The organism is Paenibacillus sp. MSJ-34, from assembly GCF_018918005.1.
Lineage (GTDB): Bacteria > Bacillota > Bacilli > Paenibacillales > Paenibacillaceae > MSJ-34.
In genome coordinates, this window is sequence record NZ_JAHLPR010000049.1 from 13,104 (window position 1) to 37,188 (window position 24,085).

19 protein-coding genes are annotated in these 24,085 nt (G+C 49.2%); 7 read left to right on the forward strand and 12 right to left on the reverse strand.

All coding sequences use genetic code 11. The annotated features are described in order from the left end of the window. The first annotated feature begins 353 nt into the window (after positions 1–353). On the forward strand, positions 354–1,331 hold the full coding sequence (locus KQI79_RS22120; RefSeq protein ID WP_216540484.1) for an ABC transporter substrate-binding protein: 978 nt from the start codon (positions 354–356) through the stop codon (positions 1,329–1,331). Positions 1,332–1,448: 117 nt separating this feature from the next. Here the strand turns inward: KQI79_RS22120 and KQI79_RS22125 are convergent, their stop codons facing one another. From KQI79_RS22125 to KQI79_RS22135, 3 genes are all read right to left on the reverse strand, one after another. Further along, positions 1,449–1,979 (reverse strand): histidine phosphatase family protein, encoded by a 531-nt coding sequence (locus KQI79_RS22125; RefSeq protein ID WP_253298335.1) that lies wholly within the window; start codon positions 1,977–1,979, stop codon positions 1,449–1,451. Positions 1,980–2,078: 99 nt separating this feature from the next. Next, positions 2,079–3,839 carry a dihydroxyacetone kinase subunit DhaK gene (gene dhaK / locus KQI79_RS22130; RefSeq protein ID WP_216540485.1) on the reverse strand — a complete coding sequence of 587 codons (1,761 nt, stop codon included), beginning with the start codon at positions 3,837–3,839 and terminating at the stop codon, positions 2,079–2,081. Positions 3,840–4,044: 205 nt separating this feature from the next. Next, a complete protein-coding gene (locus tag KQI79_RS22135; protein WP_216540486.1) occupies positions 4,045–4,344 on the reverse strand; it encodes a hypothetical protein in 300 nt (99 codons plus the stop codon). A gap of 640 nt (positions 4,345–4,984) precedes the next feature. On the opposite strand from KQI79_RS22135, the gene KQI79_RS22140 reads away from it, so the two are divergent. Genes KQI79_RS22140 through KQI79_RS22160 form a run of 5 tightly spaced genes read left to right on the forward strand, consistent with a single transcriptional unit; the run spans position 4,985 to position 9,430 of the window. Further along, positions 4,985–6,409, forward strand: coding sequence for a PQQ-dependent sugar dehydrogenase (locus KQI79_RS22140; RefSeq protein ID WP_216540487.1), 1,425 nt, complete (start codon positions 4,985–4,987; stop codon positions 6,407–6,409). Between the two features lie 16 nt (positions 6,410–6,425). Next, entirely contained in the window at positions 6,426–7,232 is an 807-nt protein-coding gene (locus tag KQI79_RS22145; protein ID WP_216540488.1) for an ATP-binding cassette domain-containing protein, read from the forward strand. Beyond that, a complete protein-coding gene (locus tag KQI79_RS22150; RefSeq protein ID WP_216540489.1) occupies positions 7,232–8,089 on the forward strand; it encodes an ATP-binding cassette domain-containing protein in 858 nt (285 codons plus the stop codon). Before KQI79_RS22145 ends, KQI79_RS22150 begins: the two co-directional genes overlap by 1 nt. Before the next feature lies 1 nt (position 8,090). Beyond that, positions 8,091–8,855 carry an energy-coupling factor transporter transmembrane component T family protein gene (locus KQI79_RS22155; protein WP_216540490.1) on the forward strand — a complete coding sequence of 255 codons (765 nt, stop codon included), beginning with the start codon at positions 8,091–8,093 and terminating at the stop codon, positions 8,853–8,855. A gap of 5 nt (positions 8,856–8,860) precedes the next feature. Then, complete coding sequence (locus tag KQI79_RS22160; RefSeq protein WP_253298336.1) at positions 8,861–9,430, forward strand: hypothetical protein; 570 nt, start codon at positions 8,861–8,863, stop codon at positions 9,428–9,430. Between the two features lie 200 nt (positions 9,431–9,630). Here KQI79_RS22160 and KQI79_RS28365 read toward each other — a convergent pair whose 3' ends face one another. The 3 genes from KQI79_RS28365 to KQI79_RS22175 all read right to left on the reverse strand — a co-directional run bounded on the left by KQI79_RS28365 (position 9,631) and on the right by KQI79_RS22175 (position 10,615). After that, positions 9,631–9,900, reverse strand: coding sequence for a transposase (locus KQI79_RS28365; protein WP_216540511.1), 270 nt, complete (start codon positions 9,898–9,900; stop codon positions 9,631–9,633). Positions 9,901–9,984: 84 nt separating this feature from the next. Continuing rightward, a complete protein-coding gene (locus tag KQI79_RS22170; protein WP_216540492.1) occupies positions 9,985–10,359 on the reverse strand; it encodes a type II toxin-antitoxin system RelE/ParE family toxin in 375 nt (124 codons plus the stop codon). Beyond that, the gene (locus tag KQI79_RS22175) at positions 10,343–10,615 is read right to left on the reverse strand and encodes a hypothetical protein (RefSeq protein ID WP_216540493.1); all 273 of its coding nucleotides are present in this window, start codon (positions 10,613–10,615) and stop codon (positions 10,343–10,345) included. The genes KQI79_RS22170 and KQI79_RS22175 overlap by 17 nt, the downstream gene beginning before the upstream one ends. Positions 10,616–10,822: 207 nt before the next feature. Here KQI79_RS22175 and KQI79_RS22180 point away from each other — a divergent pair, with 207 nt between their 5' ends. After that, the gene (locus KQI79_RS22180; protein WP_216540494.1) at positions 10,823–11,404 is read left to right on the forward strand and encodes a hypothetical protein; all 582 of its coding nucleotides are present in this window, start codon (positions 10,823–10,825) and stop codon (positions 11,402–11,404) included. 499 nt (positions 11,405–11,903) lie between these two features. On the opposite strand, the gene ilvB is transcribed toward KQI79_RS22180, so the two are convergent. From ilvB to KQI79_RS22210, 6 genes are all read right to left on the reverse strand, one after another. Next, entirely contained in the window at positions 11,904–13,646 is a 1,743-nt protein-coding gene (ilvB, locus tag KQI79_RS22185; protein WP_216540495.1) for a biosynthetic-type acetolactate synthase large subunit, read from the reverse strand. A 779-nt stretch (positions 13,647–14,425) separates the two neighbouring features. Next, complete coding sequence (locus KQI79_RS22190; RefSeq protein WP_216540496.1) at positions 14,426–14,644, reverse strand: hypothetical protein; 219 nt, start codon at positions 14,642–14,644, stop codon at positions 14,426–14,428. A gap of 326 nt (positions 14,645–14,970) precedes the next feature. After that, positions 14,971–17,205: an ABC transporter permease gene (locus KQI79_RS22195; RefSeq protein ID WP_216540497.1), complete on the reverse strand. Its 2,235-nt coding sequence runs from the start codon at positions 17,203–17,205 to the stop codon at positions 14,971–14,973. A gap of 2 nt (positions 17,206–17,207) precedes the next feature. Next, a complete protein-coding gene (locus tag KQI79_RS22200; RefSeq protein ID WP_216540498.1) occupies positions 17,208–17,906 on the reverse strand; it encodes an ABC transporter ATP-binding protein in 699 nt (232 codons plus the stop codon). A 57-nt stretch (positions 17,907–17,963) separates the two neighbouring features. Beyond that, the gene (locus KQI79_RS22205) at positions 17,964–18,665 is read right to left on the reverse strand and encodes a TetR/AcrR family transcriptional regulator (protein WP_216540499.1); all 702 of its coding nucleotides are present in this window, start codon (positions 18,663–18,665) and stop codon (positions 17,964–17,966) included. A gap of 499 nt (positions 18,666–19,164) precedes the next feature. Further along, the gene (locus KQI79_RS22210; RefSeq protein WP_216540500.1) at positions 19,165–24,060 is read right to left on the reverse strand and encodes a polysaccharide lyase family 8 super-sandwich domain-containing protein; all 4,896 of its coding nucleotides are present in this window, start codon (positions 24,058–24,060) and stop codon (positions 19,165–19,167) included. Positions 24,061–24,085 lie beyond the last annotated feature (25 nt).

Below are 24,085 nucleotides of genomic sequence, written 5' to 3' on the forward strand. Positions count from 1 at the left end.
GTTCCGGGCAAAGCGCTGCGCTTCATCCCCAAACTTTTAAATGATAACGATTATCAATATCAATGAATACTATACCAGATGAACAGAAATGATTCAACATATAAGAACCAGATTCATCCATCATTTATCCGCAAATCTGCAGACATTTCTATTGCCCGGCTTCGGTCTCTTCATTGCCGCGAGAATCATTATGGCGTTAGGCGCCGGGATGGCCGCCGTTACCGAGAATAAACAAAGAATTGCAATAGGAGTTTGCTTGTATTAGAATGATCATAGTGATAATGATAATCTTTATCAATTAAAGATGCTTTATTACATATATTACAGCAATGGAGAAAAAAAGGAGCAGATTTATGAAAACCGGAAAACATGCCTATGCAATCATACTTATCGCTGCGCTTCTGCTTATTATGACAGCATGCAGCAGTTCTCAGAATCCTTCGATGTCTTCCGAACCTTCCTCACAGTCGGAAACAGCCAACGGCAGCGGCTCGTCCGCACCATCCGCCCAGCCGGAAGCGGCGACGAAAACAATCAAAGACGGCCTGGATCGGGAGGTAGAGATTCCAACAAGGCCCGAGAAGATGGTTGTGCTCGGCAACATGGGCGAAGTGCTCTCCTTGGGCATCAAGCCAATCGGCACGAACGACTACTATCTGAATAAATTCGAGCCGGAGCGAATGGCTGGTATCGCAAGTGTCGGCGGAGACGAACCCTCCATGGAGAAAATTCTCGATCTGGAGCCGGATCTGATTATTATTCCAAGCTATTTCAAACCTGAAATTGTGGAAGCATTGCACAAAATTGCACCTACCATAGCGACCAAGTGGGGACTGCTTCCGCGGGAACACTTGTCCGTTTTAGCCGAATGGTTAGGCAGAGAAGCGGAAGAACAAACTTGGCTTGCGCAATATGCCGACAAAGCCGCACAAACCAAAGAAGCGCTCAAACCGTTTCACCTTGAGGGCGAAAAGGCGATCGTTCTTCAGTTTTGGAACAAATCGATTTATCAGCATGCAACAACCGTATTCACGCCATTGTTCGAAGACATCGGCTTCATTCCTACGGATGCACAATCTAAGGTAACGGAATCCAAGGGAATCTCGGAAGAAGCGGTCGTCGATTATGCAGCCGATGCAGATCGCTTGTTCATTCTGGTAGACGGGCAGAATGATATCGATATGTATCATCAACTGAAAGAGACCGCATGGAAGAACATCCCTGCGGTACAGAACGATAAGGTCATGCTTGTAGAAAGCGCAAGATGGAATGATTACAGCACGGCTGCGATGGAATGGATGCTCGAAGATTTAGTCCAGTTGATCAAATAGACGCCTATTTTGAATGTATAAAGAAACCGTCTCCTCTTGTAGAAAGAGACGGTTTCTTTTATCATTAGTGCGCACGGCTTCTAACCGAATATAAAGTACATGGCTTCAAATTTACCTTCAAAGGCTCTTTTCAAACGTATAGATCCGTCCATTGCTGGGCTTTGTAAATTTATCCCCTATATAGCCTCGATGTAAAAGCTCCTGTCGGAGCACCGTCATAAAAGCGCCATGAGTGACAATTAAGACATTCTCATCGTTTTTGCCGCTTTCTTCTACGGTGTTCAGAAATATTTGGGCTCTTTCCATTGTGGAGTACTTCTCTTCCTGCGATGGATGGTTGATTAACCACGCAAATCTCCCCAAGATTAACCAAACATTCAAATGCAGCTTGACGTTTGAGCGAAACATGGAACGAATGGTAATTTCCCGGAGTAAATCTGTCGTAATTAACTCGCCTTTATACATCGTTTCGGCCGTTTTGACCGCTCTTTTCATATCGCTCGAATAACAAACATCCCAATGGATCTTCGTTGTTGTTATATTCGTAAGGTCAATGTCTGACTCATCATACTGTTTGACCCACTCCGAGAAATCATTCGAAGTCATCCAGTACTTCTTTGTATTGATATTCACTTTATAATGTCTCATGATCCCAATTCTCATCATTACCTCGTGGTTTCAATTCATCACTACAGGTTTCAGGGCTTCGCCAAGACATCGACCCGCCAAAATAATCGGCCGGCGCGATTATTGCATCGCTTTGGCAAGCTCCGTGAAAATCACCCCGAGCGCGTAAGCGCCCGCATCGGGATAACCGATGCTGCGTTCCCCTACGGCGCCCGCTCTTCCCATTCGGGCGACAATGTCCGCCGTTTGCCGCGCGCCGAGAACCGCCGCTTCCGCCGCCTTGGTCGCCGCCGGCTTCATCTCGTCGCCTTGTTCGGCGCTCCGCGTCCACGCATCCGCAAACGGCACAAGCGCATCGATCAACGTCTTGTCTCCGACAACGGCCCCTCTGCCGAACGATCTTTCGCCTGTGTCCTGTACCCCTTTCACGACGGCCTGCATCATATCGGCGACGTCCTGAACGGACAGTTCCTGTTTCTTCCGGGCATACTTGCCCGCCGCGCGGAACCCCGATCCCCAGATCGGCCCGGAGGCCCCGCCGCAATGCTCCATAATGATCATCGAGCATGCGTCGAGGAAATCTCCGATATCGCTAAGATGATGGGTTAGAAGATCGTTCCACTCCGCTTTCAACTGCTTGAATCCCTTGGCGACGCTCATCCCGAAATCGCCGTCTCCGGCATGGGCGTCGAGCTCGCAGAACGGAACCTCGTTCTCGATGATGACTTCGCTCATTTGATCGATCAAATAGACGATATTTTGCAAAGAAAGCCGGTTATTCCGAATGACCGCTGCCGCACGATCCGTGTTGTTTTTATACGATACGGCCCCCGCTGCCTTCTCTTCCCGCACGACCTCGGTATAATTCACCGGCTCGAACGGGCCTTTGACCGACAACGCCGGCGTATCGCATGGCGCGGACAGCCATTTCTTCAGCGTCTCATCCAGCTTCATGATCGTCACCGACGCGCCGGCCATATCGATGCTGGTCATATAGTTGCCGACAAACGCCTTGAATACCCGTTTGTTCCTGGCCGTCAATTCGCGCGTCACGGAATTGTTGAGCAAATACAGTTCCTGCAGCGGCGTGCCGCCAAACCCGTTGATCAAGACGGCAACATCTTGTTCCGCAGGATCGTTCATCCGCAAGTTGTCCAGCAAAGACGTCACCATCCGCTGCGCCAGTTCATCCGCAGGCACGACTCGCTCCCTGCGTATTCCAGGTTCGCCGTGAATGCCGACGCCGTATTCCATCTCGTCCTCTTCGATATGAAACGTCGGAGATCCCTTGGCGGGAACGGTGCAGGAAGTAAAAGCGAAGCCGATGCTGCGAACATGATTAATCGCATGCTGCGCCGCTTCCTTTACTTCCGGCAGAGACAGTCCGGCTTCCGCGGCAGCCCCGGCCACCTTATGAACGAGAACTGTTCCGGCAACCCCTCTTCTCCCTACCGTATAGAGACTGTCTTCGACGGCAATATCGTCGTCTACCTTGACATAATCCGCTTGAATGCCGTCTTCGCTGGCGAGATGGGCCGCATTTTGAAAATTCATGATGTCGCCGCTGTAGTTCTTGATAATAAGCAGCGTTCCCTTATTGCTTGCGGTGCTGCGGATCGCTTGATACACCTGGATTTGGGACGGAGAAGCAAACACATCGCCGCATACGGCCGCATCGAGCATCCCTTTCCCTACGAACCCGGCATGGGCCGGTTCATGCCCGCTTCCGCCGCCGCTGATCAGCGTCACTTTGTCGGGATGGATCTCTTTTTTGGAAATCACTTTGAATTTCGGATTGAAATCCAGCTCAGGATGCGCCAGCACAAGCCCATAGCACATTTCCCGAACCAGAGTCTCAGGTTTGTTCATGATTTTCTTCATTATAAATCTCCTTCCTTCATTTATATTGTCGGCCTAAATGACGGCGGCCATAATCGCCGCTCATTTAAAACCGAATGAATGATTCGATCTATGTTCTCCACCTCTATACCAATTGTAGAAAATATATAATCTTGCACTGGTCTCACATAACTTGTGTCAATGAATCCGAGAGTTACATGCTGTGCCCAGCGTTACAGGCAAATGTTTATTTTTCTACCTCATACCAAATCTTATATGCTTCAATATTTTCCTCCGATTTATTGCTCGCATCGAATGTTTTGAAATATTTTGCATAATACTCATGTTCGATTTCTTCGTCGTCGTCCGTATTTATGGTCAGGTGTACTGCAGATATCTCCAAATTCCATTTGATTTTGTTGGCGATCTCGTTCATATTCTCAACCGTTGCAAATTCCTTCGTTCTCGATAGAATGGCATCGATTAATTCGTCGCTCGGTTCTTCCGAAATTTTGATTTGACAGTATAGATCCGGCCTTTGAAACATGACTTTTACTTTATTAATTTTACCCGATAGTTCTTGTATATCTTGGATATATTCCTTTGTCGGTCCTGTGTTGACATGAACCCTCGTAGAGCATCCGCTTAGAATAACTATAGAAAAAATAATTATCAAAACAAGAAAGTTAGTTCTAATATGACTCCACTCCTTCTCAGTTTTCTCCTAATATAATAACATGGAAAACCGTGGTGCATGCATTAGCGTAGCAATAAATCTTCTAGCTTGGGTGTGGTGTCATGAAAAGATAACGGATTTCCAAGGTCTTATTTTTCGAATCCCAGTCGATTTTTTGGAATTAACGGATTTTCGACCCGTTAACATATCGTGATCGGCCTGAGAATCCTTGGTTTTGTGAAATTTCTACAAAAATAGAGCCCTCAAAATCCGCTAACTTCACCCAAGCAGCGGTTTTGGATAAATTAAGGCCTTCAAAGTCCGTTAAGCTTTGCTCCTCCCTATCGGAATCATCGGCTTGAAATACAGTAAAGCATTCGATGCAATAAGATGCATGGGATATTTTGTTCCTGTATGGACGATGCCGTTGGACCGGGTACCCCGGGGAATAATAAACCGTTCCAATCATATTCTTTATAGAAGAAAACAATCAAAAGGAGGGTAAAGGGAATTGGTAAAAGCGAAAGTTAGTTTGCGGCCCATTGCTAGTAAGCTGAATTTACCCACTGTTTTGAAAACAACGATTCTTCCGGGTGACTCCATCGAAAGATTATTTATCGCAACCCAGGTAGGAGAGATCTTTTACATAAGGGACGGAGCAACAAGAACTTTTTTAGATATTCGCCCACGAATCATACAACTAGGTGCTTCTAGCGGCGGATATGATGAACGGGGATTGCTGGGACTAGCATTTCATCCCGATTTTTATTATAATCGTCTGTTTTATCTCCATTATTCGGTAGCCGGAACCCAAGGTCCGGGCGCTCTTCCAGGTCCTTTTGAATCTTTTAAGCCTAATCCTTGCGATCCCGAAACCTTAAACCTAAAGTGGACAAATAGAGAAACTCAATACGATCATATTGATACCGTTGAAGAATGGATTCTGCAATCGAATGGCCAACCTCGAAAACGGCGGACATTGCTGAATATAAGAAGACCCTTTTTAAACCATAATGGTGTCAATAGCTTAAACTTTTCGCCTGAAACAGGAAGACTTGTTTTGACAACCGGCGATGGCGGATCAGGCTACGATCCGTTTAATTTAAGCCAAGACGATATGGAAATCGCAGGTAAAATCATCGAAATTGATGTAGGTAAAAATACATTGATCGATAATCCGCCCATCGTTACACGTTTTCATGAGCTGCCCGAACCGATTCAGGAAACGCTTACGGTCATAGCCAAAGGGGTTCGCAATATACCAGGCATTTCATTTCAATGGTTTTATAACGAGTATATCAAATACGTGGGAAATGTCGGACAGGATCTCGTAGAGTCGATTTTTTCATTCGTACACTATAAACCAATACCGGTTACTCGGCTTGTTCAAGCATATTTCATGAATTCGGAACTTGACCAAGAAGGATTTATTAACTTTGGCTGGCGAGGGTGGGAGGGCGCTTTTCCTACCGCGACCATAACAGGCTGCTCTGCAAATTCCGCTTTGAATCGGAAAACCATTGCTTATTACGATGAAGCGATAAAAACTTCAGTACGGCGTCTTCTGCCTCTAACAAGTTATTATCATGAAGAGCCCCGTACCGGTAAGTTTAAAGCCACTGCACTTACAGGAGTCCAGCCATATATGGGAAATGCAATCCCCGCTTTATCGGGAAGCGTTGTGTTTACCGATCTGGCTCGGGACAAAGAATCTCAGCTTCCGGTTAGAGGGGCTTTAGCTTATACAAGGCTAAGAACAGATTGTAAACTAAATCATTATACTGTTATTGAAACCGATTATCATTTTGGGTCTCAATCCGCTTATTATGTTAGTTTGGGAACGAATCTGAATCAAACCAGACTCTATTTAGGGGTTTACGGCTCTATGAAAGTGACTGATGCTAACCAAGGTACTGTTTTTGAAATTGTTCCATGAATAGCCGGAGGGGACGATGAAAAACGTGATTTCGTTGAAAAACGTATCGTTTCGGTACGATTCGCGCCAGGATTGGGCACTTCGGGACATCAATTTAACCGTTTATGAAGGAGAATGGCTTACGATCGTGGGCGGAAACGGTTCCGGAAAATCAACGCTGGTTCGATTGATTAACGGCCTTCTTCAACCCGCATTGGGAGAAGTCGCTGTTTGCGGAATGTTGACATGCAACCCTCTGCACTTAAGGAATATTCGCCAACATGTTGGTATGGCGTTCCAAAACGCGGAGAATCAAATTGTCGGTCTGACCGTTTGGGAGGATACGGCTTTTGGCTTGCATCATATCGGCGTTTCCCCGGAACAAGCAGATGCCCGGTGCCGCTCCGTCTTGCAAATGCTTGGGCTCTATGAACGGAAAGATCATCCTCCGTATTTGCTATCCGGCGGGGAAAAACAAAAGTTGGCGCTTGCCGGAGTTCTGGCGATGGAGCCGAAAGTGATCATTGTTGACGAGTCTGCTTCCATGCTCGATTCCAAAAGCGCGCAACAAATTCATGAGATCATGTCCGAACTGCATCGTAACCAAGTCACACTTATCCAGGTGACCCATGAGGTCGAAGAGATTTTCACTGCCGATCGTCTTGTCGTTATGCAGAAAGGCATGATCCGGTTCGATGGAACGCCCCAAGCAGCGGCACGCAATTCGAGCGTTTTTACGGATTCCGGACTCCTCCCTCCGTTTTCTGTTCGAATGCGTGATGTCGCCACGCTAAGAGGGCTGAATTTACCTGCTATGAGCGAATTTGAATTCGCGGATCTGTGATGGATATTGTTGTAGAGAACGTAAATTGCATGTTGGCCGCCAGAACCCCTTTTTATCAAAAAGTCATTGATCGAATCTCGTTGCATATTCCCGCAGGGCAGTTCGTAGCGATGATGGGACCGACCGGGAGTGGAAAAACGACATTGGGACAAATGATCGGAGGCCTGATCCCCTCTCATTCAGGGGTAATAAGGATCGGACCTTACCGAGTCAATAAAAAGACCGACCGCCGCCGCCTTTGGAAAGCAATCGGATTTTTATTCCAATTCCCCGAGCACCAAGTACTCGAGGATACGGTTTTCACCCATATCGGAGCCGGACTCCATCGTTTAGGCATGAGGCGGGAATGGGTTTCCGAGCAGGTAAAACAAGCCATGGAAGCCGTGGGGTTATGCTATTCGCAATTCAAAGACCTGTCACCGTTTCAAATCAGCGGCGGTGAATTGCGACGGATTGCACTGGCGGGAGTTTTGGTTGCGGAACCGGAAATTCTTATTCTGGATGAACCGACAGCGGGCCTGGATAGCCGGGAACGGAGCAGAATGTTATCGTACATCAAGCGAATTCATGATGAGAACAAAATGACGGTTATCTATATTACTCATCGGCTTGAAGAAGCCCTCGAGTACGCTGACCGGATTCTCGTGCTGGACCATGGTCGATTGTATGCGGATTTCCACCCTTGTAAAATTCGGGATCACTGGCCGCGGCTGGAACGAATCGGTTTTGTGAAAACGCCCCTCCTCCGTTTTATCGATGCACTTGAGAAGCGGGCCGCCGAACCATTGCCCGAAAGTTTATATAAAGAAGAGCAACTGATGTCATTCATCGCTAATCTCTCTAGGGAGGACCTGTGACGTGCAATGGTTGAAGTTGCTGTCTTTAGGGCTGTCTATGAACACACGCTCTTTTTTGCAGGACTTGGACCCTCGTTCAAAACTTATTTTTGCTGCGACCTATTTATTTTTGGTTGCCTGTTCGAATGATCTAATCAGCATGGTTTTGTATGCAATCTCCGGATTTTTAATCGTTTTCGCCGCCCGGTTGCCGCTAGTTTATTTATGGAATGGCCTGAAGGGTTTGCTCCCCCTTCTGCTGGCGCTGTTTTGTTACCACATGCTGTTAGGCGATATGAAACATGCGGCTATTCTGCCTTGCAAGCTCATTTTTTTTATCCTAACGGCTCTCGTGCTCAGTGCAACGACCGCCCCGACAAAGCTGGCAGACGGTCTGGAGGCCGTCATGCGCCCGCTTGCTCTCATACGATTTCCGGTTCATCATTTCGTCTTTATGATCTCGGTGGCCTTCCGGTTCATTCCTCTCTTTGTCGACGAAACGGATTCCATGTTGAAATCGCAAAAAGTGAAACACGCACGTGATCAAGACAAAAGGTTTCGAACAAAAATACAATCACTTCTTCAGCTTCTCGTTGCTCTGCTCGTTGCCGCGCTTCGCCGTGCGGACCAATTGGCTCTCGCTATGGACGCTCGTTGTTACTTACCGGGAAATAAAATCCGGGCACGCCGGTTGCAGTTTCGTTGGCGTGATTGGATGGTTATCTTTTCTGCGATGGTTCTGCTTCTGATCGATATCCTGTTGAAAGGAGCAATTGGGAAAGGATGAACCCGATGAAAAAATATTGGTTGAAGCCGGTATGTGTAGAAGTTTCAGAGATGAACGCCCGTTTTGGAGCAGCCGAAGCTGCCACAAGAAAAATGATTACTGTCGCTTTTCTTGCCGCGCTATCCGCCATGTTCCAATCCATGGGAGGGTTATTGCCGGGGATAGGCTACTTGATTAGTCCCCTCGCCACAGCCCCCATTGTGTTAAGCACCGTCCTTTCTCTCGGTTCCGGTCTGACCGCTTATGCGCTCGCTATGTTGCTTCTCTTTTTTATCCAACCGAGCGAACTGATCGTGTTTCCTTTCACGACAGGCATATTGGGGCTTGGGATTGGCGGTTCGCTGTTATATTTGAAAATACGTTTATCGGCGGTGATTGCCGGGTCGTTGTCTTTGTGGGCAGGAATCCTTTTGTTGCTTTACGTTTTTCGATTTCCTGTTCTAGGCCCAGCCGTTTCAACTACATTTAACCTGAGTACCATCGCAATGGTTTATGTGTTCTCGCTGTTCTACAGCTGGCTCTGGGTAGAAATAAGCAGGTATGTCATTCAAAAAACAAGCAAAGTGATTGCTTGATCCCAACTCCGATAACGAATCATATGCTTTCTTCACAATGCCGAATTCCGCCACCGGTGATGGAACTGGTTTTATTGCGCATTCGGCGCTAACGAAACTAGCAATCCTTATTCTGCTCATAATGAAGACGTCCCAATCCTAACGAAAGTACGCATCGTTATTCATTGGAAACCGGCCGTTTTACCGCCTTTTTCCCCTCATTAGCGTGCTTCAGTTTCGTTACACGAGCAACAAGGTGATTTACGGGCTATTAGCGTGCATATGTTTCGTCCCGGAATAACGAACCCTTCAACGACTTCCGGCTCACCGCCGTACTTCTTCATCCAGCCGTATAACGTATTGTCCTTGATTTTTAGTTCGCGGGCGACCTCCGCCACCGCCTTTCCGCTTTCCTTGACGTACTGAACTGTCTTTCTCTTGTACGCTTCATTATACAGGGGTTTTTCATTCTGACACAGACCTCCGATTATTCTTCATTTCTTTAGCGCCTGTGACTGAGATATTTTTTTGTTAACCGTAAACATAAAAAAAGACCGTCGATCCGAACGGTCGAATCAATCCGAGTAACTGGAATTGATTACTTGGTCACGCGTCCGTTTGGTACGCGCGGGTAAAATATTGATGACATCCACAACCCGATCCTGTTCGTGAACAGCGTAATAAATCAGATAATTCAAAAACACATGCCTGCTTCTTCCATAAGTCATCCGCCGAAGCCCTTTGAAACTGCCGCGTTCAACTGCGGGACCCACGTATGGATTAAGCGCCAACAAGTTCTCTATATAGTCGATGATTTCGATTTCCTTCGTGTACCACCATTGCAACGGTTCCGGCCCTTGTTCCGCAAAAAAACGTTCGATTCGATCCAAGCATACATCGAACTCTTCTTTAAAAATTACACGAAAGGGCCGGTTATTTTCTTCGCTCACGACGCTTCTCCTTCAGTTCACTGGCCGAGTAGCCTTTCATATCAGGATTATCCAAATAATTCTGCAACGAAGCTTTCAGTTCAGGATCATCCTCAATCTCCTGAGCCAAATCCATTTTCCCGTCATCGCCCATAGCTGGATCGAAGTTTTCCACTTCAACGGAAACCAGTTTACCATCAATCACGAAAAGGCCCGACTGCTTGCCTTCCAACGCATGTAGCAACTCTACCTTCGCTTTGTCGCTTAATGGGTTCATCCGGTTCACCTCCACTTCATTTTCACACACGATCCCTGATTCTGCTTGTTACTATCATAGCATCGACGACATGTCCTGTCGATATTCACGCCTCCTACCGAGATAAACCATCCGTCTGCCTGCTACGTTGGATCGGGCGCTCCAGTCGCCACTTTACAAAATAAATTAATGACAGATATCATTGCTCAGGACGAGGAAAGCAATATCTTGGAACACTTTATTCAGAACAAAAACAACTTGTTTAGTAGTTTCTACAAGTGTTTTTGCAAATATAAAAATGCTTATCCAGTTGAGTTTTACAAGTACTTCAAACAATTAAATGATGATTGGCATTATTATTTTGGGAAGAGCCTTATAAAAGCTCCATTCAAATCTAAGTTTCCTGCTTATGCAAATGGAGAGTATAAAGCTGAGGTAATACGTTATTCCTCCAACTTTATATCAGATGATAACAAGTCATTACTTACCGATATTGAAGAAGACAATGGAGAAATATCTTATGAAGTCTTCATATACACTCTTTATTTGCAGAAATTTCTTTCAGAAATAATAAGACATTCGAAGCCTGTATGGTGGATAAATTGTATACCTAATATTATGTATTCTCCAATTCTATCTTTTGAAAGAGGGCGTAATCGGCAAGGACTTTTTATATATCAAGCATATCTCTCTTACATCGAAAGTGTGTATGGTTCTTTAGTAGTTGCCCAACAAAGAATCTGGGCTGATACAATTATTGTTGTAGAAAATAAAGAACAAGAGAAAATCGTATGTTACAAATTACATTAACGCTAACAAAACAAGGAGGCTGTCTATTAACTGTGGACAGTTTTCTAATTTGCTTCTCAAATGCTCAGATCGATTTTCTTTTCGACAAGAGATTTACCTCTGCATTAAAAATCCATATAAGAGGGCGATTTGGAAATTAATAAAATGTGTCCACATTAAATCGACAGTCTCCAAGGTAACTCTAATTCCTTTTGTGCCGCGGTGCACTTATCTTTTACAAAATCGTTTCAATGAGTATTCGGGCTGCTTGTTTATCACTTCCTAAACTTGACTGATAATTTGACACAAGTTAAGCTCTATTTATCAGCTTCGTATATCACTTGAGTTATCTTCCATGATTATACATCTAGCAGCCAGAGGGCGGAAGCCCCGCAGCGCGAATACGTCGCTTGAACGACAGTGAAAATGCCAATTCATTCTGCAGACTTATCCTAAGATAAAACCCCTGCTGGATGAATTCTTATCCATCCCCCACAAACTCCAACTAACCCTACCGGAGTTAATGATCCGATAACTCGACATCCCCCAATATCATCTGATCTAAATTTCGTCCGCCGGGAATCATCGGATATACATTTTCATCTTTCGGCACCACAAATTCAAGCAGCACCGGTCCGGGTGTTTCCATAGCCTCTTGCCAAATTCGTCTTGCCTCCGCTTTGGTGCTTGCTCTTAACCCCTTCATGCCATAGGCTTCGGCCAATTTTACAAAATCGGGACTGCCGGCAAGGTCGATATGGCTTAAACGATTGCTGTACATGACCTCCTGCTGCTGTCTAACCATGCCCAGCACTTCATTGTTAATGACCACAATTTTCACGGGAATACGATGAATCGCACAAATCGCCATCTCCTGCGCGCACATCTGCATCCCTCCGTCGCCATTGACCGAAACAACCAGACGATTTGGATTGCCTATCTGAGCACCTATAGCGGACGGAAATCCGAAGCCCATTGTCCCAAGGCCTCCGGAAGTAATGAGGGAACGGGGATGTTTAAATTTATAAAATTGAGCCACCCACATTTGGTGCTGTCCTACATCCGTGGTGATAATCGCTTCCCCTTGCGTAGTTTCGCTGATCATTTCGATAACAAATTGCGGTTTAAGCTCCGTATCCGAATCTTGGTAGCGCAACGGATATTTTGCTTGATCCGTCTCCAACTGTTTGATCCATCTGTCCGAATTGGACGGTCGGGCTTTCGCGTTGGCACAATGGAGAAGTGCTTTCATATCGCCGACACAAGCAATATCCGTTTTGACGTTTTTTCCAATTTCGGCAGGATCAATATCGAGATGCGCGATCCGTTTGGCATTTGGGGCAAAACCGGCAATGTTCATCGTGGCTCGCTCGTCGAAACGCGAACCGATGGAAATGACCAAATCCGCATTTTGGACGGCCATATTCGCAGCATACGTACCATGCATGCCCAGCATGCCCAGCCAGAGAGGGTGGGCGCTAGGGAAAGCTCCTAAACCGAGCAGTGTTGTTGCCACCGGAACCTTCGTTTTATTGACAAATTCCAGCAACTCCATGGATGCATTGGAATAAACGACTCCGCCTCCGGCAATAATGACCGGTTTCTCCGATTCGGCAATGGCCTGAAGGAGCTTATCGATCTGCGTCTGATCGGGACTCGGAGCCGGATGATATCCGCGTAAATGCATCTCGGCGGATAACTGAAACACCATGTTTTGATTGGATACATCTTTGGGGATATCGATCAACACCGGACCTTTCCTGCCTGTGTTCGCAATGTGGAAGGCTTCGCGAACAATGCGCGGCAGATCATGCACGTCGCGTACGTAGTAGCTATGTTTGGTTATGGGCATTGTAATGCCGACAATATCCACTTCTTGAAATGCATCCGTTCCCCCTGCTGCGGTAGCCACATTCCCCGTAATGACGACAAGCGGTACGGAATCCATGTATGCAGTTGCAATGCCGGTGACCAGATTCGCCGCTCCCGGCCCGGAGGTCGCGATACATACGCCTACTTTTCCTGTCGATCGGGCATAACCGTCCGCAGCATGGATCGCCCCTTGTTCATGCCGAGTCAAGATATGTTGAAAGTCCGAATTGCCGACCATCGCATCATAGATGTAAAGAACGCTTCCGCCCGGGTAGCCAAATACGCATTCTGCCCCTTCCCTTAGCAAGCAACGTAAAAGAACTTCCGATCCATTGATCAAATGTTGTGAATCCTCAATAGACTCTCTCTCGATTTTAAAACCCTGTTCCATATAACTTCCTCCCTGAAAAAAAATGAACCCCTTCCATCCTCGGCAGACAGCATTCGACTGTCACACCTAGGGACGAAAGGGGAAGGTTTCGCGGTACCACCCTGATTTGCCGGGAACCTCGCGATTCCGGCCTCATGAGGTAAGGATTGGCCTTACCTCCAGCACGGTAACGTGTGCCATTCCGTTTGAGCCTACTCATCGAACCAACGCTTGGCTCGACCTTCGATCAAAAGCTCCGAGACGACATCTGACAAAGGTTTACGGCAAAGGTTCCAGCTTTCCCTCCGCTCTCTGGACATAAGAGCCTTCGTCATTTTTTCTCTTCATCGCTTTATTCGATTTAAAAAATAAAAACCCCTTTCATCCGCGGCAGACAGCATGCAACTGTACACCAAGGGACGAAAGGGGAAGATTTCGCGGTACCACCCTGATTTGCCGGGAACCTCGCGATTCCGGCCTCATGAGGTAAGGATTGGCCTTACCTGCGGCACGATAACGTGTGCCATTCCGTTTGAGCCTACTCATCGAGCCAACGCATGACTCGACCTTCGATCAAAAGCTCCGAGACGACATCTTACAAAGGATTACGGCAAAGGTTCCAGCTTTCCCTCCGCTCTCTGGACATAAGCGCCTTTGTAATTTTTCCTCTTCATCGCATTTTGTTTTTCATCGTAGCACAAGGCATGCAATATTTCAATCGACTTGAACAGGACCAAAAGAATTTTATGATGAATCAAAACCATTCCGTAATCCAAATCGTTTCACTTCATTGCTTGTTCTTATAGGCTTTCCGCCAAGCCCGGTTGAATCTGCAAAATCAACATCCTTTTCCCTTCCGCATCCTTCACTTTATATTCAACGAACGTCCCATTATAGTGCTCATTGAAACGTTCCTCAACAAAGATTTCTTCATACTCTTTGCCCATACCATTTCCAGAAACGAAAAGGCGTTCACCATTATAACTTAATTCCGTAACAATTGGTTCGCCTTGCTGCAATTCATACCTGCACGGTACCAATGGCGTTGCATCGAGAAATGGCGTTCCGGACCGTACGGCCGTTATTTTGCGTCAAAACCGCTTATTTGCTGTTTAGGCGGACAGTGGTTCCGTTATTCATTCCTCGAGGGCTTGTTTTTGCGCTTTTGCCGCGAATAAAGGATCGTCTGTCCGCAAACTATCCGAAATCGAGCCGTTTGTCACAATTAACGTATCCTGTGTCCGCGAATTTTGGGAGCAGGGCGGTAGAAGAAATATTTAAGATTGCTAAGAAAAGTTAATGCAACGCCAATGGCGCGGTGCGCGTGACAAAAGCGGGCATAAAGCTATTCCGTTCCCGCCTTAAGCGCGTCGCTCATGGGGATGCGGTTGATCTTTTTGCTACTCATCAGCTTGGCAAGTTCGAAAGTCAGCATAACAATGACAAAGCCCAGCAGGATATACCCAATGTTCAGTTTGGCCGGAATGGCCATCTGCAAGCTTTCGGCAAGCAACCGGTACATGGCGTTAATGGATCCCACCAAGACAGGTGCGCCCAATATATAGCCGACGATGACGATCCATGTATTGCTGTTCAGGATCAGTCTGTTGATTTCCTTCTTCTTGTATCCCAGCACTTTGAGCAGCGAAATCGTTCCCTTATTCTCGTCGACCACCAGTCCTGTGACGATGTAAAGGATCACCAACCCCAGTACGAACGCCGAAACGGTCAGACCGTATATCATACCGCCCATTTGGTCAATGAAAGAGTGAAAGCTCGCTTTGATCGCCTCGATCGATTTCGTGCTTTTGATTTCATCTTGCGGAAAGCTCATTGGGACATCGCTGAAAATCCCGACATAGGTGTCCGAAGAGAAGCCCAGCATGGCATTCAACTCGGAGAGAGGCATGAAGATAAACTCCCCGCCGTAGGTGTCCGCAATGTCTTCGATCGTAATCGCATATTTCTTTCCGTCGTCATAGTTATAGAAGCTTACGGTATCGCCGATACCAAGCCCAAGCTTTTGTGCCAGCGGTACGGTGACGATCGCTTTGTCGGCAGCGAGTCTGTTGCCTTTCGCATCGTTCAAGACGATTCGGGTGGAGTTCTCGGGAATTCCCGTAACATAGAAGCTAGTTTCCGCTTCATCGTCCATGACCGCATACATCGCGTTAAATGGCTCGGTTCCTTCCGGCGGCGCCCCCTTCCGGTAATCGGTAAATACATATTCGTATTTTAAATTGTACAACTTGCTTATGCCTTCGTTCAGCATGAAATCGACCGAGCTTTTCATCGTAAGCCCATATTGCAGCAGCATGGTCGCCACAATGACGCCGAACAGCAAGAATACCGTTCTCGAAATACTTCGGAATTGCTGGCGTATTTGAAATTTCGTCGCAAATTTGAATCGATCCAGGCGAAGCGCGCGTTCGATCGCGTTGAGTTTATTGCTCTGGCCGCCCTTCATCAGCTCTGCCGGCTGAGTCTTCAGCACCTTGTTAATAACCAGGATCGTGCAAACGCCAAGCGCTGCAATCGGCAACAGCAAACTGAATAGAAAGATCCCGGGAGCATAGACTACCGGCTCCTTAGGCATCGGGAACGCCGTAAGGAGAAAGTCGAACATGGGGTTCATCGCTAACGCGCCGGCAATCGTGCCGACGATCGCGCCCGCTCCGGCTACGATCATCGGAAATGCGAGATAGTGCGCCAGAAGCTCTTTTTTCCGATAACCCAGTGCATACAGAGTGCCGATGATAACCGACTCGCGCTGAATCAGCCGCCACATCAGAATCCCCGTCAATACGCAGGTCAACAGCAAAATCACGGAGGGAACCATGATGCTTATGTTTCCGAGCAGATTGATTTCCATCGGAATATAGGACACCCTGAAATTTTTGGCGGTGCTTTCCCAATTTATAATTTTGACCCCTTGCTCCCGGACATCGTTTTTCATTGCGGTTTCCTGAGCTTTGATACCCTCGGCGTTGTTGAACTTGACGGCGTAGAAGGAAGTCGCATCGGGAACCGTTGCAAAATCGTCCTTGCCAACGACGGCCAGTCCGAAGGTTTGGGGATCGCGGATCATCTCCTCCTTGGACTTAGCGATATAGATATAGTTGGGCAACGTCATATTTCCGGCATACGTATACTCTTTTCCGCCAATGCGCAGGATGTCGCCCAATTCATAGCCGTTGGTTTTCGCAAACAGCTCGTCGAGAAGAATCTCTCCGGCGCCAAGTTGTTGGCCGCTTGTAACGGCAGGAACATTGACCTGAGCGTTGAAGCTATAAATTCTTAGGGTCTGCCCGGGATGAAGCTCATAATCTGCAACCCCGCTCTGCTCGATTTCGGCGTTGAAACGGCTCTCCATACCGGCAATATCAAGATCGGCGTCAACATAGATTTCGGCATCGCTCATCGCATGGTTGGATTTGAACGCGGAGAAGGTGTTGTCTAAATTCACGGAGACCAGGTTCATCATGACCATCAGCATGCAGCTAACGGCAATCAAAAACATGGAGCCGACATATTGCGCTTTGTTTTCCGAAATCGTTCTTAGTACTTTTTTTACCAGCATCGTCACCACTCAATCCTTTCCGCCGGAACAGGAGACGCATTCGCCAGCTCTTCGACGATTTCCCCGCTTCGCAACTTGAATACCTTGTTCGCCATATCGGCAATCGCCGTGTTGTGGGTGATCATCAAAACGGTCGTGCCGTACTGCGCGTTCACCTCCTGCAAGAGCTGTAGGATGCTGCGGGAAGTACCATAGTCGAGCGCGCCGGTCGGCTCGTCGCACAACAGCAGTTTCGGATTTTTGACGATTGCCCGCGCGATGGATACCCGCTGCTGTTCGCCGCCGCTCAGTTCCCTCGGAAAGCGCCGTTTTTTGTCCTGCAGCCCCACCGCCGCCAACACTTCGTCGATGTTCAGTGACGATCGGCTAATGTTGGAGACGACTTCGATGTTTTCCGCCACCGAAAGGTTGGGGACAAGATTGTAGAATTGGAATACAAAACCGATATGCTCGCGCCGGTAGTCGGTCAGCTTGTCGTCGTTCAACCGCTGCACTTCGATCCCGTCCACGATGACGCTGCCGCTATCGCCGCGGTCGATGCCGCCCAGAATGTTCATCAATGTCGATTTTCCCGAACCGGACGGTCCGAGAATAACGCCGACTTCTCCCTTGTCCAACCGCATTCCGATCCCCTTTAACACTTCGGTTGTAATCGTCCCAGACGTGTAGCTCTTCCTTAATCCCGCGATCTCCATAAACATACGGCTTCACCATTCCCTCCCGGATTGCTTTGCGCAATCCGACATTAGATTTGGACTTCAATCTTCCGCCGTCACCCATGCCTTGACCGCTTCTGCATCCAACCGATACAACGCATTCGAAGGCGCGCCCAATACGCGCTCGATCGCATCCATATAGGCGGCATACGTGACGGTAATGCGTTCCATGCAGTTCTGCGGATCCTGTTCCTTCTCAAGCGAAAGCAATAACTTGGCATGGGTGTTTCCCATCCCTTGCTGCAGAGACAAAATGACCTCGCCGGATTGTTCGGGATAGGCTGTGGTGAAGACGCCTTCCCGCACGCCTTGACGGACAATCTCCGTAAGCAGCGGCGCGCGCTGCTCGCGAACGGCTTCCTCCACTTTTTGCCGGACAATGGCATTCTCGTCGGCATACCACACGCGCCCGAGCTTCAAGACAGCCGCCCTGTTCTCGGACCTCAACCGATCCAATGTATCGAAAAACCCTTGCAGCTTCTCGATGGCGGACAGCTTAGGATCGCGGATAATGGGAAGTAGCGGTTTCTCCGTCTCTTCCCGAATCCGCTCGATGAACGCCTCCAGCACCGCCGGCTTCGAGCCGAAATAGTGGTAAAACGCGCCGCTAGATATCTGCAGCTCGTTCAGAATATCCTGGATCGTCATCCGCTCGTAGCCTTTGACATGGATGAGCCGCTGCGCCGTGTCAAGAATTTCGTTGCGTTTTTTGGCGTATTCCTGTTCATTGATCGTTCGCGCCATGTTTCATCTCTCCTTTTTATTAATAAACCGAGACTCTCTCTATTAATACAACACCACTATACTCCTTTTTGCGCCCGGTGACAAGAGAGCGAAGCACTTCTGTTAGTGGATAATGAAACCGAGTGCGGCTAACACTGGGCTGAACAATTGGCTGGATGGGATATCCCTTCTTGAGTCAGAAACGGATAAGAGCCCACCTCTGGCGCTAACCTTAGGGTGGGTCCTTCTTTTCTCTTGAGTTATTATTGAAGAGGGTAAAACCGCCGATTTCCAATGAATAACGCCACGTACTTTCTTTAGATTGGGAACGTCTTCGTTTCGAGCCCATTAAGGATCGTCAGTTTCGTAAGCGCTTAGGTCCCCGCAGATCGCCTTCAATTATTTGACTTGAATATACATAAAGAAGCCCGCAAAGCAGCTATAAAAATGCCGGTCAACGTATCGTGTACGTCAACCGGCATTTATTACTATGTCGCGAGGTGCGCGCACAACATTTTCTTTATTGGGACGCCTGAGCTTGGAGTACGTTCAACAAGACCGCTACCGCTTCCGCGCGAGTTGTCTGCGCTGTCGGAGCGAAGCGATGATCGCCGCGCCCTTGGAGAAGGCCTCCGTTCACGGCGGCTGCGATCCAGCCTTGCGCCCAAGCCGGGATTTCTCCGGCATCGGCAAATGTCAGCCCGGTCTTCGATCCTTCGGCAAGACCCAGCGCCTTGGCCGCCATCGTTGCGAGCTCCATGCGAGTCATCGTTTGGTTCGCACGGAACGTATTATCTGCATAGCCGGTAATAAATCCTTGATGAACGCCCTTGGCAATATCCGATTTCGCCCACTGCGGAAGAAGATCGGCATCCGCGAATGTGAGCCCGGTTTCTTCGCGCAAGTCGAGTCCTCTTGCCAATAAAGCGGTAAACTCGGCGCGTGTGATCGGCTTGTCGGGACCGAACGTTCCGTCCGCATACCCTTGAACCAAGCCTTTCTGCACCGCATCCGCAATTTTCGCTTGAGCCCAATGTCCTTGAGTATCGCTGAAGACTGCGGTTGTCCGATCTGCCGATTCTCCGATCCGTACGGACTTGCCAATGGCAACGTCTTGCGCCGCGAGCTTATGGTCGACAGCGGTCAAGCTATCCCAACGAACTTCGGTGGCGCCGGCCTTTTTCACCTTAAACGTGAAGCCGCCGATTTCAATATCGCCCTCTTCCCCGGCAATATTGCCCGTCATCGTATGAAGGAAGGTAATCTCTCCGTCCTTCACAATTGGGGAAACGGAGAATCCGGTGAGCTCCGACGCCGCTTCGACCAATTCCAAGTAATCAGGATCGAAGCTTAATTTGACTTCATAGGCGTACAAGTCCCGTACGTTTTTCCCCGTCAAAACCAGCTTCACGGTATCCCCTTCGTTCCAGCTTCCCGATTTCGCAGCGAGATGGAAAGAGGTCGGACCTTGGGCGAAAATGCGTCTAGGGCTATCGCTAGGGCCGGCCATTTTCCGGGCGATCGATGCCAGATCGAGCACGTCGATTTTGCCGTCGCCGTTGACGTCGAGCGCTTTGATTCGATCCCAATCCATGCTTGTCTTGTCATGGCCAAGCAGCTTGGCAAGCTGCTCGAGATCGCTAAGCTTTGCCTTGTTCGCTTCGCCTGCGTTCGAACCGGACGAGCTGCTTGAACTGCCGCTATTGCCCGATCCGGGATCAGGATGCTGCGGCTCTCCGGGTTCTCCCGGTTCTCCGGGCTCGCCGGGTTCTCCCGGTTCTCCAGGTTCACCGGGTTCTTCACCATCGGCTTTCAACTTATAAACGAAGGAAGCCGAAACCGCCTCGATCTCATCGCCGCTAGCGTCCCCGATCCGCGCCCCGGCGATATCGATGCTGCTCTCCGTCGTCTCAGCAACCTTATTGGTGTCAAAAGTCAGCTTGATCAAGTCTTGATTGCCTTGAATCGGCCGGCCTTCGCCGGCGAGAATGAAGCGCAGCTGCCCCGAATCGTTCCGCGTATCGAGAACGGTTACCCCTTCCTGCAACGATTCGGGGGAAACGAACGTTAACAGATTCGCATCGTATTGCAGAGTCAGGTCGTGCGCATACATCTCCTTCATAGCCGACTTGATTCCGTAGGCGATCGTCAACGGTTCGCCGCCCGTCACTTCAACCGGTCCGCTGATTTGCACCGTCGGATGTGTAATCGAGACGACAATGCTTTGCGTCTCTTCGACATTGCCCGCTTTGTCAACCGACCGGTATTCGATCATATGAACGCCTTGCTCTTGAACGGCCAGTTTGCCGTCCTTTACCGTCTTCCACTTGCCTCCGTCGATCCGGTACTCGGTCCGCAGCACGCCCCAGCCGTTCGGATTATCTTCTGCGGAGAAGCGAAGAACGATCTCCTTATAATGTTCCCCTTCGGCTTCGCCGCTTCCCTCTAATTGAACCGTTGTCGTCGGCGCTTCCGTGTCTTTAAGGAGAATGTCCAGATAAGCTTGGTACTTGCCGTCTTCATTTTTGCGGCTGCGGATCTCCGCGTGCAGATCGCGGCCGACTTGCTGCAAGGTTAAGCTGACCGTTTTATTGTCTTGCAGTTTGGTTTGTACAAAAGGCGTTACATTGAATGTCCACCATTGATCCGGCGACGCAAACGCCGTCAGATCGATTCGTTCGCTTGCGCTCGGTTTATTTTTATAGGTGATCGTGTCTTCTTTCCAGCTATCGTCATGTACCTCGAACACGCCGATATCGGATTGCGTTCCGTTGTTGTCTTTGGTTTGACCGTAAACATGAAGCGTAGCTTGTTCAATTTCATCGGCAAGGTGCGAAAGATCGAACTTCAAGAACACGCGGCGGTCGTAGTTCCCGCTTCCGTTGCGAATATTGAGGAATCCTCTCGTTCCGAAGTTCGTATTCTCTTCGCTGCCACCGTTCACGAACGTGTCTTCCGCTACGTTAATGCGGACTTTGGCCGCGTCGTCAGGCTCCAGCGCGCCTTCTTCGGGAAGCTCCGTTTCCGCGTCGGGATCGACTTTCAGCTTTATGACATGGCTGCGGCCTTTCGTTCCTCCCGTGGCAATCTCCAGTTGAACCGACGGAGAGGTCCGCAATACGGTCACGGCCTTATCCTTGGCTAGTTCCTCAAGCGCCACTGCGGCAATTTCCACCCTCACCTTGGATTGCGTTTGCGTCGGATCGGATACGGACACGGTCCATTCGTCGCCTTGCTCCTTCACCATCACCGAAGCGGGTTGATAGGCGCGCACGCGGCCCAACTCGCCCGGCTGCCAGAAGTTGATGCCTGTCAGGCCAAGCTTCGTTTCTTCCACCGCCTGCATCTCTGCCGTATTGCTCAGGACGCGAATGTCCGGATTCTCGCTGTACGCTTGCGTCGCTTCCGGCGACAATGTCGGCAGCACCACATAGGAATACGCGGCGTCCGTCGGTTTCGTGCCATGCTCTACCGCCAAACTGACATAATTGCGCGTAATCGGATCGGCGGGACCCGATACGTTGATGTCTTTCCAGGAACCGGTTCTCCCTTCGCGCAACGCCCGAATATCGGTACTCTCCGGGAAATAGTAGCCGATATCGGCTCCGTCCGCCGTCCCTGCCAGATGCGCCCAGTTCACTCCTTGTAGCTCGTCGGACCAGCCCAACTCGCTTGGCATCGCCTGACCGTTCACGGTCAGCGGATTGGAGCCGGCCGTATTGATCATCCGATTTTCTACAATCGTTTCCACTTGGCGTCCGTCTGTCCGCTCGTCAGGCGTCGTAATACCCGCTCCCAGCGCGACGATTTCATTGTCGAACATAAACCACGACTTCTTGCCGGTCAGTTTGCTTCCGGGCGGAGCCAGGTCCATCCCGGCGATCCCGTACAGGTTGTCCATGGACGAACCGCCGACCCATGTTTTGCCCGTCGTTTTGATCATCGGCCGCTCCACGCCGTCGGACGTCGTGCCCGGCATCCGGTGGGAATCGACCGTCGGCCAGAACGCATCGCGGAATTGCCCCGAATCGCGGTTGTATAAATACGTCATTCCGTCGCCGGTATACCAGCCTCTAGTATGTTCGCCGTTCATTCCTCCCTCGAAGTTGGCAATGCGGGAGGAGGACATGCTAATGCCGAGAGTATAGCCCGGGCGCGAATGAACGATCCGGTCCATCGCCGAAAACTGGCGGTGCGCAATCAAGTCCCCGCGCGGCTTGATCGAAGTGTCGCTCATCAGCTTTTTGAATAAAACGATGTCTCGAATTTGCATGCCTTCGTACATATTCGGCATAGTGCGATCGGAGATGACCCAATCCTTGACCATGCTCTTATAATAGGCGGCTTGTTCCGGGGGAGCGTATTGCGCCAAGCGCAGAATCGTCCATACCGCGCCCCGGGTATTGTTATTGTAACGGGAGACCGCTCTGCCGCTGACCATCTCCATAATATGGCCGCTATAAATGACCGGTTCGAACGAATCGGTGATCCAACTCCACACATGATCGAAATTCGGATCTTCGATCGGCCACGGAGAGCCGCTCAAGACGGTCAACAATTTCGAAATATCCCCCAACAGTACGCTGCCGTAGCTGCCGGTATACGCGATATTATTATGCTGGATAAAAGAACCGTCCTGATAGAAGCCGTCCCCGCTGGTCACATACGGGAAGACGGAACCGATCGCATCGCGCGCTTGCACGATTTTCGCCTCGTCCTGTCCGAGGACCCCCCGCAGCAGAACGGCCAGCGATTTATCCAACAGATTGGCGCCCGTCTCTTTCAAGCCGGGAGCGCCGATCAATCTCTTGGTCGGATCGGGTATAAATCGGTCGATCGTCCGGGTATACCCCGCGATCTGCTCCGGACTTAGATGATCGTACATCAGGGTAACGATATCGGCTAACGAGAGCGGCGAGCCGATCTCCCACTCCCACCAATTGCCGTAATAGCTTCTTGTTTCGTTAAAACGATTCGCGTACATCCAATCCAAGCCCGCGATAATATCGTTCTTTAACTCCTCGTTCCGATATAACGGCGTGCCGGGAGTCGCGAAGGCAATCGCCATATCCTTCAGGCGGTTGTACGATAAGGTGATATGGTTCGGAGCGGTCGTACTGTTATAATCCGCCCAGAGATAGGTACGGTCCGCCGCTTTATTGAGCGTGTCCCATACGCCGCTCCCATCCTCATTCGTGACTTTCCGGGCATTCGCCTCGACCGCATTGCGGATGTCGGCATCGTTAAAGTTGATTTGCGCGCCGCCTGTCAAATAATCGAACCATTTCATCCGCAGCGCATCGAAGTCATTCGCCTGCGGCGCCGCCGCGGCTGCCGGGGCAGCCGGGAAAGACGCAAACATAAGCGAAAAGATGAGCAAAGAAAGGACGCAAAACTTGACGCTGTATTTGTTCACGATGAAATAACACCCCTTCCAATTT

Bases quoted from the DNA above. Each gene is read 5' to 3' on its own strand.
- KQI79_RS22120 (WP_216540484.1), top strand. From the start codon at position 354: ATGAAAACCGGAAAACATGCCTATGCAATCATACTTATCGCTGCGCTT.
- KQI79_RS22125 (WP_253298335.1), bottom strand. From the start codon at position 1,979: ATGAGACATTATAAAGTGAATATCAATACAAAGAAGTACTGGATGACT.
- dhaK (WP_216540485.1), bottom strand. From the start codon at position 3,839: ATGAAGAAAATCATGAACAAACCTGAGACTCTGGTTCGGGAAATGTGC.
- KQI79_RS22135 (WP_216540486.1), bottom strand. From the start codon at position 4,344: ATGTTTCAAAGGCCGGATCTATACTGTCAAATCAAAATTTCGGAAGAA.
- KQI79_RS22145 (WP_216540488.1), top strand. From the start codon at position 6,426: ATGAAAAACGTGATTTCGTTGAAAAACGTATCGTTTCGGTACGATTCG.
- KQI79_RS22150 (WP_216540489.1), top strand. From the start codon at position 7,232: ATGGATATTGTTGTAGAGAACGTAAATTGCATGTTGGCCGCCAGAACC.
- KQI79_RS22160 (WP_253298336.1), top strand. From the start codon at position 8,861: ATGAAAAAATATTGGTTGAAGCCGGTATGTGTAGAAGTTTCAGAGATG.
- KQI79_RS22175 (WP_216540493.1), bottom strand. From the start codon at position 10,615: ATGAACCCATTAAGCGACAAAGCGAAGGTAGAGTTGCTACATGCGTTG.
- ilvB (WP_216540495.1), bottom strand. From the start codon at position 13,646: ATGGAACAGGGTTTTAAAATCGAGAGAGAGTCTATTGAGGATTCACAA.
- KQI79_RS22195 (WP_216540497.1), bottom strand. From the start codon at position 17,205: ATGCTGGTAAAAAAAGTACTAAGAACGATTTCGGAAAACAAAGCGCAA.
- KQI79_RS22200 (WP_216540498.1), bottom strand. From the start codon at position 17,906: ATGTTTATGGAGATCGCGGGATTAAGGAAGAGCTACACGTCTGGGACG.
- KQI79_RS22205 (WP_216540499.1), bottom strand. From the start codon at position 18,665: ATGGCGCGAACGATCAATGAACAGGAATACGCCAAAAAACGCAACGAA.